The 15,580-nt window shown below is 47.4% G+C and carries 8 protein-coding genes, 2 tRNA genes and 4 rRNA genes; 4 read left to right on the forward strand and 10 right to left on the reverse strand.

What is annotated here, in order from left to right:
• Positions 1 to 21 precede the first annotated feature (21 nt).
• The 7 genes from ONE56_RS12710 to zntR form a co-directional block, all read right to left on the reverse strand.
• Positions 22 to 97: transfer RNA gene (locus ONE56_RS12710), tRNA-Ala, on the reverse strand.
• A 39-nt stretch (positions 98 to 136) separates the two neighbouring features.
• A tRNA-Ile gene (locus ONE56_RS12715) sits at positions 137 to 213 on the reverse strand.
• A 67-nt stretch (positions 214 to 280) separates the two neighbouring features.
• Positions 281 to 1,833 (reverse strand): 16S ribosomal RNA (locus tag ONE56_RS12720).
• Positions 1,834 to 2,218: 385 nt separating this feature from the next.
• A 5S ribosomal RNA gene (rrf, locus tag ONE56_RS12725) occupies positions 2,219 to 2,334 on the reverse strand.
• Between the two features lie 121 nt (positions 2,335 to 2,455).
• Positions 2,456 to 5,345, reverse strand: a 23S ribosomal RNA gene (locus tag ONE56_RS12730).
• Between the two features lie 303 nt (positions 5,346 to 5,648).
• Positions 5,649 to 7,201: ribosomal RNA gene (locus ONE56_RS12735) — 16S ribosomal RNA — on the reverse strand.
• Together the 16S, 23S and 5S rRNA genes with 2 tRNA genes alongside form the textbook arrangement of a ribosomal RNA operon.
• 594 nt (positions 7,202 to 7,795) lie before the next feature.
• On the reverse strand, positions 7,796 to 8,194 hold the full coding sequence (gene zntR, locus ONE56_RS12740; RefSeq protein ID WP_041155699.1) for a Zn(2+)-responsive transcriptional regulator: 399 nt from the start codon (positions 8,192 to 8,194) through the stop codon (positions 7,796 to 7,798).
• 264 nt (positions 8,195 to 8,458) lie between these two features.
• On the opposite strand from zntR, the gene purH reads away from it, so the two are divergent.
• Positions 8,459 to 10,051 carry a bifunctional phosphoribosylaminoimidazolecarboxamide formyltransferase/IMP cyclohydrolase gene (purH, locus tag ONE56_RS12745; protein WP_041155710.1) on the forward strand — a complete coding sequence of 531 codons (1,593 nt, stop codon included), beginning with the start codon at positions 8,459 to 8,461 and terminating at the stop codon, positions 10,049 to 10,051.
• 86 nt (positions 10,052 to 10,137) lie between these two features.
• Positions 10,138 to 11,427: a phosphoribosylamine--glycine ligase gene (gene purD / locus ONE56_RS12750; RefSeq protein WP_331439257.1), complete on the forward strand. Its 1,290-nt coding sequence runs from the start codon at positions 10,138 to 10,140 to the stop codon at positions 11,425 to 11,427.
• A gap of 117 nt (positions 11,428 to 11,544) precedes the next feature.
• On the opposite strand, the gene ONE56_RS12755 is transcribed toward purD, so the two are convergent.
• Both ONE56_RS12755 and hupA read right to left on the reverse strand, forming a co-directional pair.
• Positions 11,545 to 12,246, reverse strand: a complete 702-nt coding sequence (locus tag ONE56_RS12755; protein WP_423839963.1) for a DUF1481 domain-containing protein — start codon at positions 12,244 to 12,246, stop codon at positions 11,545 to 11,547.
• 39 nt (positions 12,247 to 12,285) lie between these two features.
• Positions 12,286 to 12,558, reverse strand: a complete 273-nt coding sequence (gene hupA / locus ONE56_RS12760; protein ID WP_005433627.1) for a nucleoid-associated protein HU-alpha — start codon at positions 12,556 to 12,558, stop codon at positions 12,286 to 12,288.
• A gap of 253 nt (positions 12,559 to 12,811) precedes the next feature.
• On the opposite strand from hupA, the gene ONE56_RS12765 reads away from it, so the two are divergent.
• Positions 12,812 to 13,936 (forward strand): CNNM domain-containing protein, encoded by a 1,125-nt coding sequence (locus tag ONE56_RS12765; RefSeq protein WP_415679561.1) that lies wholly within the window; start codon positions 12,812 to 12,814, stop codon positions 13,934 to 13,936.
• 60 nt (positions 13,937 to 13,996) lie between these two features.
• On the opposite strand, the gene ONE56_RS12770 is transcribed toward ONE56_RS12765, so the two are convergent.
• Positions 13,997 to 14,584 carry a YjaG family protein gene (locus ONE56_RS12770; RefSeq protein ID WP_041155702.1) on the reverse strand — a complete coding sequence of 196 codons (588 nt, stop codon included), beginning with the start codon at positions 14,582 to 14,584 and terminating at the stop codon, positions 13,997 to 13,999.
• A gap of 67 nt (positions 14,585 to 14,651) precedes the next feature.
• Here ONE56_RS12770 and ONE56_RS12775 point away from each other — a divergent pair, with 67 nt between their 5' ends.
• A complete protein-coding gene (locus ONE56_RS12775) occupies positions 14,652 to 15,575 on the forward strand; it encodes a D-2-hydroxyacid dehydrogenase (protein WP_423839964.1) in 924 nt (307 codons plus the stop codon).
• Positions 15,576 to 15,580 lie beyond the last annotated feature (5 nt).

Here is a 15,580-nt window from a genome sequence, read left to right on the forward strand (position 1 = left end):
TATCACTAATGCGCTTAAAGATGGTGGAGCTATGCGGGATCGAACCGCAGACCTCCTGCGTGCAAGGCAGGCGCTCTCCCAGCTGAGCTATAGCCCCATCAGGTGTCGATACTGTCGCCAACCCCTTAAAAGGAATTGGTGGGTCTGAGTGGACTCGAACCACCGACCTCTCGCTTATCAGGCGAACGCTCTAACCACCTGAGCTACAGACCCAGTATCGTCTCTTAAACTTTATAAACCGTATCAATCTGTGTGGACACTCATCACGATAATCATCGTATAAGGAGGTGATCCAGCGCCAGGTTCCCCTAGCGCTACCTTGTTACGACTTCACCCCAGTCATGAACCACAAAGTGGTAAGCGTCCCCCCGAAGGTTAAACTACCTACTTCTTTTGCAGCCCACTCCCATGGTGTGACGGGCGGTGTGTACAAGGCCCGGGAACGTATTCACCGTGGCATTCTGATCCACGATTACTAGCGATTCCGACTTCATGGAGTCGAGTTGCAGACTCCAATCCGGACTACGACGCACTTTTTGGGATTCGCTCACTCTCGCAAGTTGGCTGCCCTCTGTATGCGCCATTGTAGCACGTGTGTAGCCCTACTCGTAAGGGCCATGATGACTTGACGTCGTCCCCACCTTCCTCCGGTTTATCACCGGCAGTCTCCCTGGAGTTCCCGACATGACTCGCTGGCAAACAAGGATAAGGGTTGCGCTCGTTGCGGGACTTAACCCAACATTTCACAACACGAGCTGACGACAGCCATGCAGCACCTGTCTCAGAGTTCCCGAAGGCACCAATCCATCTCTGGAAAGTTCTCTGGATGTCAAGAGTAGGTAAGGTTCTTCGCGTTGCATCGAATTAAACCACATGCTCCACCGCTTGTGCGGGCCCCCGTCAATTCATTTGAGTTTTAATCTTGCGACCGTACTCCCCAGGCGGTCTACTTAACGCGTTAGCTCCGAAAGCCACGGCTCAAGGCCACAACCTCCAAGTAGACATCGTTTACGGCGTGGACTACCAGGGTATCTAATCCTGTTTGCTCCCCACGCTTTCGCATCTGAGTGTCAGTATCTGTCCAGGGGGCCGCCTTCGCCACCGGTATTCCTTCAGATCTCTACGCATTTCACCGCTACACCTGAAATTCTACCCCCCTCTACAGTACTCTAGTCTGCCAGTTTCAAATGCTATTCCGAGGTTGAGCCCCGGGCTTTCACATCTGACTTAACAAACCACCTGCATGCGCTTTACGCCCAGTAATTCCGATTAACGCTCGCACCCTCCGTATTACCGCGGCTGCTGGCACGGAGTTAGCCGGTGCTTCTTCTGCAGCTAACGTCAAAGATATGCGCTATTAACACACACCCCTTCCTCACTGCTGAAAGTACTTTACAACCCGAAGGCCTTCTTCATACACGCGGCATGGCTGCATCAGGCTTGCGCCCATTGTGCAATATTCCCCACTGCTGCCTCCCGTAGGAGTCTGGACCGTGTCTCAGTTCCAGTGTGGCTGATCATCCTCTCAGACCAGCTAGGGATCGTCGCCTTGGTGAGCCCTTACCTCACCAACTAGCTAATCCCACCTAGGCATATCCTGACGCGAGAGGCCCGAAGGTCCCCCTCTTTGGCCCGAAGGCATCATGCGGTATTAGCCATCGTTTCCAATGGTTATCCCCCACATCAGGGCAATTTCCTAGGCATTACTCACCCGTCCGCCGCTCGACGCCGTTCACGTTCCCCGAAGGGTCAGTGAACTCGTTTCCGCTCGACTTGCATGTGTTAGGCCTGCCGCCAGCGTTCAATCTGAGCCATGATCAAACTCTTCAATTTAAAGTTTTTTCGGCTCAATGAATACTGACTTCAAAACTACTAATGTAATTTTAAAGCTATTATCGTTCCAACAGAACGATAATGAATTGACTGTGCTGAATCCGAAGATTCAATGGTCACTTCGTATCATTGAAACCTAATTTGAAACCGAAGTTTCTAATTGGATTATCATCAACGAGTGCCCACACAGATTGATAGGTCTATATTGTTAAAGAGCTTGGCTTTCAGTGCCTTAGCACTTAAGCGAGGTGCGTATAATACGCTCTACACTTTGAAAGTCAACATAAAATTCTAACTTTATTTAGAACCTTATGGTGACTTGCTTACATTGTAAGCAAGTGCGCTATTTTGTCTTCACTTTTTAAAAAAGTGAAAATAAATAAGAGCCTGGCGATGTCCTACTCTCACATGGGGAAACCCCACACTACCATCGGCGCTACTTTGTTTCACTTCTGAGTTCGGAATGGAATCAGGTGGGTCCAAAACGCTATGGTCGCCAAGCAAATTCGGGTTAAACTCACTGCTTAAGCAAGTTTAATAATCTGGAAAGCTGTTTTGTATTTCTCGTTATCACACATTCAATGTTCTTTCATTGAGTCCATCAAAACCCCTTGGGTGTTGTATGGTTAAGCCTCACGGGCAATTAGTATCAGTTAGCTCAACGCCTCACAACGCTTACACACCTGACCTATCAACGTCGTAGTCTACGACAACCCTTTAGGATACTTAAAGTATCAGGGAGAACTCATCTCAAGGCTCGCTTCCCGCTTAGATGCTTTCAGCGGTTATCAATTCCGAACTTAGCTACCGGGCAATGCGTCTGGCGACACAACCCGAACACCAGAGGTTCGTCCACTCCGGTCCTCTCGTACTAGGAGCAGCCCCTTTCAATTCTCCAACGCCCACGGCAGATAGGGACCGAACTGTCTCACGACGTTCTAAACCCAGCTCGCGTACCACTTTAAATGGCGAACAGCCATACCCTTGGGACCGACTTCAGCCCCAGGATGTGATGAGCCGACATCGAGGTGCCAAACACCGCCGTCGATATGAACTCTTGGGCGGTATCAGCCTGTTATCCCCGGAGTACCTTTTATCCGTTGAGCGATGGCCCTTCCATTCAGAACCACCGGATCACTATGACCTGCTTTCGCACCTGCTCGAATTGTCATTCTCGCAGTCAAGCGGGCTTATGCCATTGCACTAACCTCACGATGTCCAACCGTGATTAGCCCACCTTCGTGCTCCTCCGTTACTCTTTGGGAGGAGACCGCCCCAGTCAAACTACCCACCAGGCACTGTCCTCATCCCCGATAAGGGGACCAAGTTAGAACATCAACACTACAAGGGTGGTATTTCAAGGTCGGCTCCACCAACACTGGCGTGCTGGTTTCAAAGCCTCCCACCTATCCTACACATGTAGGGTCAATGTTCAGTGCCAAGCTGTAGTAAAGGTTCACGGGGTCTTTCCGTCTAGCCGCGGGTACACTGCATCTTCACAGCGATTTCAATTTCACTGAGTCTCGGGTGGAGACAGCGTGGCCATCATTACGCCATTCGTGCAGGTCGGAACTTACCCGACAAGGAATTTCGCTACCTTAGGACCGTTATAGTTACGGCCGCCGTTTACCGGGGCTTCGATCAAGAGCTTCGACCAAAGTCTAACCCCATCAATTAACCTTCCGGCACCGGGCAGGCGTCACACCGTATACGTCATCTTACGATTTTGCACAGTGCTGTGTTTTTAATAAACAGTTGCAGCCACCTGGTATCTGCGACTCCTAGTAGCTCCATCCGCAAGGGACTTCACCGCCAGGAGCGTACCTTCTCCCGAAGTTACGGTACCATTTTGCCTAGTTCCTTCACCCGAGTTCTCTCAAGCGCCTTGGTATTCTCTACCCGACCACCTGTGTCGGTTTGGGGTACGATTCCAACTTATCTGAAGCTTAGAGGCTTTTCCTGGAAGCATGGCATCAATGACTTCACATCCGTAGATGCTCGACGTCGTGTCTCAGCCTTAAAAAGAGCCGGATTTACCTAACTCTTAAGCCTACGCACTTGAACCTGGACAACCGTCGCCAGGCCCACCTAGCCTTCTCCGTCCCCCCATCGCAATAAGTTGAAGTACGGGAATATTAACCCGTTTCCCATCGACTACGCCTTTCGGCCTCGCCTTAGGGGTCGACTTACCCTGCCCCGATTAACGTTGGACAGGAACCCTTGGTCTTCCGGCGAGGGGGTTTTTCACCCCCTTTATCGTTACTCATGTCAGCATTCGCACTTCTGATACGTCCAGCATGCGTTACCACACACCTTCAACCGCTTACAGAACGCTCCCCTACCCAATATACAAAAGTATATTGCCGCAGCTTCGGTTTACTACTTAGCCCCGTTACATCTTCCGCGCAGGCCGACTCGACCAGTGAGCTATTACGCTTTCTTTAAATGATGGCTGCTTCTAAGCCAACATCCTGGCTGTCTGAGCCTTCCCACATCGTTTCCCACTTAGTAGTAATTTGGGACCTTAGCTGGCGGTCTGGGTTGTTTCCCTCTCCACGACGGACGTTAGCACCCGCCGTGTGTCTCCCGGATAGTACTTACTGGTATTCGGAGTTTGCAAAGGGTTGGTAAGTCGGGATGACCCCCTAGCCTTAACAGTGCTCTACCCCCAGTAGTATTCGTCCGAGGCGCTACCTAAATAGCTTTCGGGGAGAACCAGCTATCTCCAGGTTTGATTGGCCTTTCACCCCTAGCCACAAGTCATCCGCTAATTTTTCAACATTAGTCGGTTCGGTCCTCCAGTTGATGTTACTCAACCTTCAACCTGCCCATGGCTAGATCACCTGGTTTCGGGTCTATATCCAGAGACTGAACGCCCAGTTAAGACTCGGTTTCCCTACGGCTCCCCTAGATGGTTAACCTTGCCACTGAATATAAGTCGCTGACCCATTATACAAAAGGTACGCAGTCACACCACGAAGGTGCTCCTACTGCTTGTACGTACACGGTTTCAGGTTCTATTTCACTCCCCTCACAGGGGTTCTTTTCGCCTTTCCCTCACGGTACTGGTTCACTATCGGTCAGTCAGTAGTATTTAGCCTTGGAGGATGGTCCCCCCATATTCAGACAGGATATCACGTGTCCCGCCCTACTCGATTTCACTGAATGTGCGTTGTCAACTACGGGGCTATCACCCTGTATCGCCGGACTTTCCAGACCGTTCGTCTAACGCATATAAAGCTTAAGGGCTAGTCCAATTTCGCTCGCCGCTACTTTCGGAATCTCGGTTGATTTCTTTTCCTCGGGGTACTTAGATGTTTCAGTTCCCCCGGTTCGCCTCGTTATGCTATGTATTCACATAACGATACTTACTTATGTAAGTGGGTTTCCCCATTCGGAAATCCCAGACTCAAGTGGCTTTTACTGCCTAATCTGGGCTTATCGCAAGTTAATACGTCCTTCATCGCCTCTGACTGCCAAGGCATCCACCGTGTACGCTTAGTCACTTAACCATACAACCCGAAGAAGTTTCGAATTGACGTTAAACAACCAAAGTTTGTCTCTCATTATTTGAATGAGCGAGAGACATTTCGATTTTGCCGGACTCAAATATGAACAACATCTAAAGATGTTATTCCCAAGAACACTTGAATGTGTTTTTAGTTGTATTCCCTTAGGAATACTTTGAGAACTTTACAAACAACAATAAATTGTTGTTTTGTCAGCTTTCCAAATTGTTAAAGAGCATAGTTAGCCCCAAGCTTGCGCTTGTGAACTATCAATCTGTGTGGACACTCATCACGATAATCATCGTATAAGGAGGTGATCCAGCGCCAGGTTCCCCTAGCGCTACCTTGTTACGACTTCACCCCAGTCATGAACCACAAAGTGGTAAGCGTCCCCCCGAAGGTTAAACTACCTACTTCTTTTGCAGCCCACTCCCATGGTGTGACGGGCGGTGTGTACAAGGCCCGGGAACGTATTCACCGTGGCATTCTGATCCACGATTACTAGCGATTCCGACTTCATGGAGTCGAGTTGCAGACTCCAATCCGGACTACGACGCACTTTTTGGGATTCGCTCACTCTCGCAAGTTGGCCGCCCTCTGTATGCGCCATTGTAGCACGTGTGTAGCCCTACTCGTAAGGGCCATGATGACTTGACGTCGTCCCCACCTTCCTCCGGTTTATCACCGGCAGTCTCCCTGGAGTTCCCGACATTACTCGCTGGCAAACAAGGATAAGGGTTGCGCTCGTTGCGGGACTTAACCCAACATTTCACAACACGAGCTGACGACAGCCATGCAGCACCTGTCTCAGAGTTCCCGAAGGCACCAATCCATCTCTGGAAAGTTCTCTGGATGTCAAGAGTAGGTAAGGTTCTTCGCGTTGCATCGAATTAAACCACATGCTCCACCGCTTGTGCGGGCCCCCGTCAATTCATTTGAGTTTTAATCTTGCGACCGTACTCCCCAGGCGGTCTACTTAACGCGTTAGCTCCGAAAGCCACGGCTCAAGGCCACAACCTCCAAGTAGACATCGTTTACGGCGTGGACTACCAGGGTATCTAATCCTGTTTGCTCCCCACGCTTTCGCATCTGAGTGTCAGTATCTGTCCAGGGGGCCGCCTTCGCCACCGGTATTCCTTCAGATCTCTACGCATTTCACCGCTACACCTGAAATTCTACCCCCCTCTACAGTACTCTAGTCTGCCAGTTTCAAATGCTATTCCGAGGTTGAGCCCCGGGCTTTCACATCTGACTTAACAAACCACCTGCATGCGCTTTACGCCCAGTAATTCCGATTAACGCTCGCACCCTCCGTATTACCGCGGCTGCTGGCACGGAGTTAGCCGGTGCTTCTTCTGCAGCTAACGTCAAAGATATGCGCTATTAACACACACCCCTTCCTCACTGCTGAAAGTACTTTACAACCCGAAGGCCTTCTTCATACACGCGGCATGGCTGCATCAGGCTTGCGCCCATTGTGCAATATTCCCCACTGCTGCCTCCCGTAGGAGTCTGGACCGTGTCTCAGTTCCAGTGTGGCTGATCATCCTCTCAGACCAGCTAGGGATCGTCGCCTTGGTGAGCCCTTACCTCACCAACTAGCTAATCCCACCTAGGCATATCCTGACGCGAGAGGCCCGAAGGTCCCCCTCTTTGGCCCGAAGGCATCATGCGGTATTAGCCATCGTTTCCAATGGTTATCCCCCACATCAGGGCAATTTCCTAGGCATTACTCACCCGTCCGCCGCTCGACGCCGTTCACGTCCCCCGAAGGTTCAGTTAACTCGTTTCCGCTCGACTTGCATGTGTTAGGCCTGCCGCCAGCGTTCAATCTGAGCCATGATCAAACTCTTCAATTTAAAGTTTTGTTCGGCTCAATGAATACTGACTTCAAAACTACTAATGTAATTTTAAAGCTATTATCGTTCCAACAGAACGATAATGAATTGACTGTGCTGAATCCGAAGATTCAATGGTCACTTCGTATCATTGAAACCTAATTTGAAACCGAAGTTTCTAATTGGATTATCATCAACGAGTGCCCACACAGATTGATAGGTTCTTATTTTTAAAGAGCTATTCTGACTTACTCGATGCTTTCGCATCTCGCTGTCAGGGGTGCGTATCTTACGCTTCCCGTTTTAAGAGTCAAGGTTTATTTTAAATAATCTTTTTCTCTCATTCCGACTCGCTATGTGACTCTCGCCTCACTCCGTGTCGGTGGATGCGCAGTATAGGGAGTTGAGAAATTAGCACAAGCGTTTTTTTCAAAAAAAAAACCAACCGAGCAAATAACAACCAATCCGTCTAAAAAGGTGGCAATACAAGCCGCTCAGAGCATTAATTTGGCTCACCAGCCTTTCCTCTATAGTTAACAGGGATAATTAACAGGTCTTAATCTACTGTGGAATTGGGCTGGCGTTACTTAATGTAAAGGTCACTTGAGAGGACAACTATTCCAGAGCAGCTAAAATGGAACAATGACTGGCGTCATCATTAATATGCCCACAACATGCATCGTTGATCTTCTTAAGCGCTAAACGAATCTTTGTTAGCTGATGAATTTTCTCATCGATAAGCTCTAACTTGGCTGTAGTGATTGCTTTCACTTCGGCGCAGCTGTGCTCTGTCGCTTCGAGTTTGATTTCCAATAGATCTTTAATCTCATCCAAGCTCAATCCAAGCTGTTTAGCCTTAAGAATAAAGTGAACCTGTTTTTGATTTTCCTCATTATAGAGGCGATAACCAGATTCACTTCGCTTAGCAGGTCGAATCAATTCATTTTTTTCGTAGAAACGCAATGTATCAGCCGTTACACCACAGCGTTTTGCTAACTCACCTATCTGAAACATAACTTCCTCTATTAACTATCTCGTTACTTTTGAAGTCAAAGTTAGAGATTTTTGCAATTATTTTTGAGATGCCAAACGATTGCGCGAGCTTTTTTGTAATAAATTAGTTAGAATACGCGCCATCAAATGCTGGAGACTGTTTTAGACAGAAACATCATAAAAGGTCTTTACCAAAACTGGCCAATATTTTACCCATATGAGGTAAAAACAAGTTCATTTTTGGCAAACATCTTTAACTCCCGTGAATTTGAGGAAAATGGAAGCATGAACAACGCTCGCCCTATTCGCCGTGCGCTAATCAGCGTATCAGACAAAACAGGTATTGTTGAGTTTGCACAAGCTCTTGCTGAGCGCGGTGTCGATATCCTATCTACTGGTGGTACAGCTCGTCTACTAGCTGAACAAGGCATTGCAGTAACTGAAGTATCTGACTACACAGGTTTCCCAGAAATGATGGACGGCCGCGTCAAAACGCTTCACCCGAAAGTTCATGGTGGTGTGCTAGGTCGCCGCGGTCAAGATGATGACGTGATGGAAAAGCACGGCATTAACCCAATCGATATGGTTGTCGTTAACCTATACCCATTCGCTGAAACCGTTGCTAAAGACAGTTGCACTCTGGCTGACGCAGTAGAAAACATTGACATCGGCGGCCCAACCATGGTCCGCTCTGCTGCGAAAAACCACAAAGACGTAACCATCGTTGTTAATGCTCACGATTACGATCGCGTAATTGCTGAAATGGATTCTAACGACAAGTCTCTTACTTTAGAAACACGTTTCGACCTTGCCATTGCCGCATTTGAACATACTGCTTCCTACGATGGCATGATTGCTAACTACTTCGGCACTATGGTTCCATCTTATGGCGAGAACAAAGAAGGCGACGAAGAGTCAAAGTTCCCTCGCACTTTCAACCAGCAGTTCGAAAAGAAACAAGATATGCGCTACGGTGAAAACAGCCACCAGGCAGCTGCATTCTACGTAGAATCTAATCCAGAAGAAGCATCGGTTTCAACTGCACGCCAAATCCAAGGCAAAGCCCTTTCTTACAACAACATCGCGGACACCGATGCAGCACTTGAGTGTGTCAAAGAGTTCGACGAGCCAGCATGTGTGATAGTAAAACACGCGAACCCATGTGGCGTTGCTCTAGGTAAGGATATTCTAGAAGCATATAACCGTGCTTACCAAACAGACCCAACATCAGCGTTCGGTGGCATCATCGCATTCAACCAGGAATTAGATGCAGAAACAGCAAAAGCTATCGTAGAGCGTCAATTCGTTGAGGTAATTATCGCACCTTCTGTGTCTGCAGCCGCCGTCGAAGTGGTTGCAGCCAAGAAAAACGTTCGACTACTTGAGTGTGGCGAATGGACGACTAAAACGACTGGCTTCGATATTAAACGTGTAAACGGTGGTCTACTGGTTCAAGACCGTGATCAAGGTATGGTGAGTTTGGATGACCTTAAAGTGGTATCTAAACGTCAACCAACTGAAGAAGAGCTAAAAGATGCTCTATTCTGCTGGAAAGTCGCGAAGTTTGTAAAATCCAATGCGATTGTTTACGCAAAAGGCGATATGACAATTGGTGTTGGTGCGGGCCAAATGAGCCGCGTGTATTCAGCAAAAATTGCAGGCATTAAGGCTGCAGATGAAGGTTTAGAAGTTGCAGGCAGCGTAATGGCCTCAGATGCATTCTTCCCATTCCGTGACGGTATTGATGCAGCAGCGGAAGCGGGCATAAAATGTGTGATTCAACCGGGTGGTTCTATGCGTGATGATGAAGTTATCGCAGCAGCAGACGAGCATAATATGGCGATGATCTTTACTGGCATGCGTCACTTCCGCCACTAAGTACAGGTTACTATGCCCAACGGGCTGTTGATCGCCCTGCCACCAGCGCAGGGCCCAATAAAGAATGATTGTTTAAGGATAGTATCATGCAAGTTCTAGTAATCGGCGCAGGTGGCCGTGAACACGCACTCGGTTGGAAAGCCGCTCAAAATCCAGATGTTACCACTGTATTCGTGGCACCAGGTAACGCAGGTACAGCGCTTGAGCCCAAGCTAAAAAATGTCAATATTGACGTAGAAAACACTGCTGAGCTTGTTGCATTTGCGAAAGAGAACGCCATTGCGCTGACCATCGTTGGCCCTGAAGCACCACTTGTTATCGGTGTTGTGGATGCGTTTAATGAAGCGGGTCTACCTATTTTTGGTCCAACTCAAGCAGCGGCTCAGTTGGAAGGCTCAAAGGCATTTACGAAAGACTTTTTGGCTCGCCACAAAATCCCAACAGGCGCCTACGCTAACTTTACCGAAATTGAGCCAGCGTTGGCTTATGTACGTGAGCAAGGCGCACCGATCGTAGTAAAAGCAGACGGTTTAGCCGCGGGTAAAGGCGTTATTGTCGCCATGACGCTAGAAGAAGCGGAAGACGCAATCAAAGACATGCTGGCAGGCAACGCTTTTGGTGACGCAGGGAGTCGCGTCGTTATCGAAGAATTCCTAGACGGAGAAGAAGCAAGCTTCATCGTTATGGTTGATGGTGAGAACGTATTGCCTATGGCTACTAGCCAAGACCACAAACGTGTCGGTGACCAAGATACAGGTCCAAACACGGGCGGCATGGGCGCATACTCTCCAGCTCCAGTCGTAACTCCAGAGATTCATAACCGTATCATGGATGAAGTCATCTATCCGACGGTACGTGGTATGGCGGCTGAAGGTCATCCATACACAGGTTTTCTTTACGCAGGTCTGATGATTGATAAAGATGGCACACCTAAAGTGATCGAATACAACTGTCGATTTGGTGACCCAGAGACTCAACCTATCATGATGCGAATGCAATCAGACTTGGTAGAACTTTGTCTGGCCGCTGTTGACAAGAAGCTGGATCAAATCGAATCGAAGTGGGATCCTCGTGCATCGATTGGCGTCGTTCTTGCTGCCGGTGGTTACCCAGCCGCGTACAACAAAGGTGATATTATTTCTGGCTTACCCCAAGCAGAAGTAGAAGGCGAAAAAATCTTCCATGCAGGTACGGAAAACAAAGAGGGCCATGTAGTAACGAATGGTGGCCGCGTACTTTGTGCAACAGCATTGGGTAACAGCGTTTCAGAAGCCCAGCAACGTGCCTATAAGCTTGCACAACAGATCAGCTGGGATGGTATGTTCCATCGCAACGATATCGGTTACCGTGCTATTGCTCGTGAAAAGCAGAAATAAAAACATCTGAGTAAATTAAGTTAAGAAGGCGCATCATGCGCCTTTTTTTATCGGTACATTCCCAATACCCAGATGCGTAGCTCGGCTGGAATGATGAAGCGAGCGCTAATCTAGGTATTATTCAGAAATGAACTTAGGACGCGGCAAACAATCAAAGTTTTCATCATGGAGCAACAATAGTTCATCTATCGTAGCTTGGTTCCGTGACTCTTTACCAATAAATGCCAAGTAGCTTTCTATTGACGACAAACGGTCAATGACCACTTTTGGTAAAGCTTGACTCACCTCTAGCCTTTCGAGTTTGTCTCCCGAACACGTTTCAAATACGTCTCCGTCCCAATGCCCCTGTATTAAATGTTGTCCATTACGAGACTGCTCTTTACTCAATGCGATGACATGATTTGCTTCAGATTTGTATTTTTCTAACTGCTCGCGCTGTAAAGGCAGCACTTTATTGTTGACACGATACTGTTGATATACGGCGTCACCATCTTTGTTAAAGCGAATGTGGACTTGAAAAGGCACCAAGTTATCCTGATGAAAGTCGGCTTGTTCACCCTTTCGAATCAACTCTCTTAACTCGCCTTGCTCCCAGCGATAATCGCTTTCATACCTGCCTTGCGCCCCCATAGAAACATGGTCAGCTGCCGAAATTGCTCGGTTAAATCGTTCGGTCGTCCAATATAAACTGCTGGTATCCCCCGCACTATTCCCACCAGAGAAATGAGTTAATGGTTCTAGGTTTTGTGTTTCAACAGATGAACAACCAAATAAGGAAAGACTAGAGAAAAGAACAGAAGTGAGTAGATGTTTTTTCATAAAATTGCACCGAGGCAGGATACCTCGGTGCATTTTAGCTTAGTTTACTGATTCTTTCAGTGCTTTACCTGCTACAAATGCAGGAACATTTGCTGCTGCAATTTGAATCTCATCGCCAGTCTTTGGATTACGACCAGTACGTGCAGCACGGTGGTTTACTTTGAATGTACCAAAACCAATTAGTTGAACTTGGTCACCCTCTTTTAGTGCGCCAGTTACACCTTCAAGAGTCGCTTCAAGAGCAGCTTTTGCTTGTGCTTTTGATAGGTCTGCTTTCTCTGCGATAAAGTCGATTAATTGGGTCTTGTTCATTAGGTTTCCCTTCTCATAGGTTATCGAATTCGTCTCACTCTAAAACATAAATGCCCCATCTGGCAAAGGTTTGTAGTCGATCTTTCGATTTTATGACGTACTTTTAGCCATAATATGAGTATTAACTCACAGTTTGTTACCAATTGAACTCCGAAACCCCTTGCTTTCCAAGCCTCTAGGACCAATTTATAAGACTGTTTTACAGCGATTATCGCGGTAAATTCATACTACATGAGGATATTCAAAGGCTACTATGCTGCTGCTATTTTTTTATATTTCGATTGCGATTGGCGTTTCGTTTATCTGTTCAGTATTGGAGGCTGTACTCCTCAGTATCAGCCCAAGCTATATTGCACAGCTCAAACAACAAGAGCACCCTGCGGCTGAACAACTGTCTAAGCTCAAGTCCGATATTGATCGGCCGCTCGCCTCAATTCTAACGCTCAACACTATTGCTCATACGATTGGAGCGGCAACAGCTGGTGCCCAAGCTGCTGCCGTTTTTGGTAGTCAAGCGCTCGGAATTTTCTCGGCTGTACTTACGTTTGCTATTTTAGTTTTTTCTGAAATCGTCCCTAAAACGATTGGTGCGACCTACTGGCGACAACTGGCTCCTACTGCCGCTATCTCATTACGCTGGATGGTATGGGCTTTAACTCCTTTCGTATGGTTTTCAGAACAAATAACCAAACGTCTGTCTCGCAATCACGAAGCACCGAAGATGCGTGATGAATTGTCCGCAATGGCTATTCTTGCTCGTGAAAGCGGTGAGTTTGCAGAAGGGGAATCTAAAATCCTTAGCAACCTTCTGGGAATTCAAAACGTACCCGTGACACAAGTTATGACTCCACGTCCCGTCGTATTTCGTGTCAATGCGACCAAAACGATTGATATGTTTTTAGAACAACATAAGGATACCCCGTTCTCGCGTCCACTGGTTTATAGTGAACAAAAAGATAACATCATCGGTTTTGTCCACCGCCTAGAACTGTTCAAGTTACAGCAGTCAGGTGAGGGGCATAAGCAGTTAGGTGCGGTCATGCGACCTATACAGGTGGTACTCAACAATACTTCACTACCAAAGGTTTTCGAGCAGATGATGACACATCGATTACAACTCACGCTTGTTGTCGATGAGTACGGTACGGTACAAGGGCTTGTCACGCTCGAAGATATCTTCGAGCACCTAGTGGGTGAGGAAATCATCGACGAAGCGGATAAGAGCACCGATATGCAAGAGCTAGCTTATCAACGCTGGGAAAAGTGGAAAGAGAAACACGGCGTCATAGAAAGTCGTGATGACGACGAGGAAAGCAACGTCGAGCCCGCCGAAAAAGAGCAAGACGAACAAGAGTCAATAAAGACAGGAACACAATAGTCGGAATCTATCTCGGCTAAGCGAACACAAAAAAGGCATCCAACCGGATGCCTTTTAACATTACAGCGCAACACCAATGTTGCTGACACCTTCCTCACGCAGTTCTTCACGCAAGTCTTTAATTAAATTGATGTCACGCTCCGTCGTTTCACGCAATGGACGGAAAATAGCCCACTGAATATCCCACTCGTCACACACTGCTTGGTTTTCTTTTTGGTTTTCGTTGGTGATCGGCTCACTGCCTTGCATCTGTTCGAGATCGACAACGGTTTGTATCGACTGCTGGCTCACTTTGAGCATTGAATCGAATAGGTAATCGCGATCCAACAGACCATGCAAGAGAGTAGATAGAGCTTGGCATGCATCCATTGCTGGATATACGCCATAAAAATCAAACTCATCAGCGCTAGGAAATAACTCTTCTAACTTTTCTAACTGACGTTCAAAGTTCACTTTTGCACTCTTAACTGTCAGAATTTCCCATACACTATCAAGAATCGCTCGGTAAGCACGCGGTTCAGCAAATTCTGTAGTGTCACAAAACATCGCATAATTCGGATACATGCGTTCACACAGACACGCCATAAAGGTAATTTGTTGCCAAGGTTCTAGTTTTTCCAAACGAACCTGAAGAGGATTCTTAAGCATAGTTACTCAATCATTGAAGAAAAAAAGCAGCGAAAGTGTACTTGATTCATCACAGGGAAAAAAGTTAATGCCGCAGCCAAATAAGATTTTCCTGCTCTCTGAGCATCGTGACACCTACGAAACATTACTGACAGAAAAAAAACTGCCAGATCTTTGTATTACAGACAAGCCGTATGAAGCTCAAATTATACTGGCCGATCCTCCTTTGCTATCACAAAGGTTAGACGAATTTTCGCAACTTGAGTGGGTACAATCCACTTTTGCTGGGGTTAATGCCCTCATGTCTCGGGACTTACGTCAAGATTACACGTTAACCAACGTAAGAGGTATTTTTGGTCCTTTGATCGCTGAGTATGTGCTTGGGTATAGTATTGCACATTATCGTCACTTTCATCGCTACCATCAGCAACAGCAGAATAAACAATGGCAACCACACCTCTACACTTCATTGCGCGGCAAAACCATGGTGATTCTGGGCACGGGCAGTATTGGTTGTTATCTCAGTACTGCTGTGCAGTCGATGGGGATAAACACTATTGGAATCAATAGCACCGGCATTCCCACTGCTGGAGCAGAGTTTGGGCAAACATTTCACATCAATGAACTGACAAGTGCATTTAAACAAGCAGATATCGTAGTCAATACATTACCCAGTACACCACATACTCACCACCTATTGAATGAATCCACGCTAAGTCATCTCGAGCGGGCGTTACTGTTTAATGTTGGTCGAGGCGATGTATTGAACAATGAGGAGCTGCTTCTTGCTCTTGACAACTGCTGGGTAAAGCATGCTTTTCTCGATGTATTTGAACAAGAGCCCCTCGCAGAAACCCACCCTTTCTGGAGCTCGCCACAAGTGACCATCACACCACACATTGCGGCCCTAAGTTTCCCAGAACAAGTGAGCGAGATATTTGCCGATAATTATCTCGCTTGGCGAGATGGCTTCTCACTAAAACACCAGGTTGATTTCAACAAAGGATATTAGACCCT

The sequence above is a fragment of the Vibrio mytili genome, from assembly GCF_049563345.1.
Taxonomy (GTDB): domain Bacteria; phylum Pseudomonadota; class Gammaproteobacteria; order Enterobacterales; family Vibrionaceae; genus Vibrio; species Vibrio mytili.

Excerpts from the sequence above, each read along its gene's own strand:
- zntR (WP_041155699.1), bottom strand. The coding sequence starts at position 8,194 with ATGTTTCAGATAGGTGAGTTAGCAAAACGCTGTGGTGTAACGGCTGAT.
- purH (WP_041155710.1), top strand. The coding sequence starts at position 8,459 with ATGAACAACGCTCGCCCTATTCGCCGTGCGCTAATCAGCGTATCAGAC.
- purD (WP_331439257.1), top strand. The coding sequence starts at position 10,138 with ATGCAAGTTCTAGTAATCGGCGCAGGTGGCCGTGAACACGCACTCGGT.
- ONE56_RS12755 (WP_423839963.1), bottom strand. The coding sequence starts at position 12,246 with ATGAAAAAACATCTACTCACTTCTGTTCTTTTCTCTAGTCTTTCCTTA.
- hupA (WP_005433627.1), bottom strand. The coding sequence starts at position 12,558 with ATGAACAAGACCCAATTAATCGACTTTATCGCAGAGAAAGCAGACCTA.
- ONE56_RS12765 (WP_415679561.1), top strand. The coding sequence starts at position 12,812 with ATGCTGCTGCTATTTTTTTATATTTCGATTGCGATTGGCGTTTCGTTT.
- ONE56_RS12770 (WP_041155702.1), bottom strand. The coding sequence starts at position 14,584 with ATGCTTAAGAATCCTCTTCAGGTTCGTTTGGAAAAACTAGAACCTTGG.
- ONE56_RS12775 (WP_423839964.1), top strand. The coding sequence starts at position 14,652 with ATGCCGCAGCCAAATAAGATTTTCCTGCTCTCTGAGCATCGTGACACC.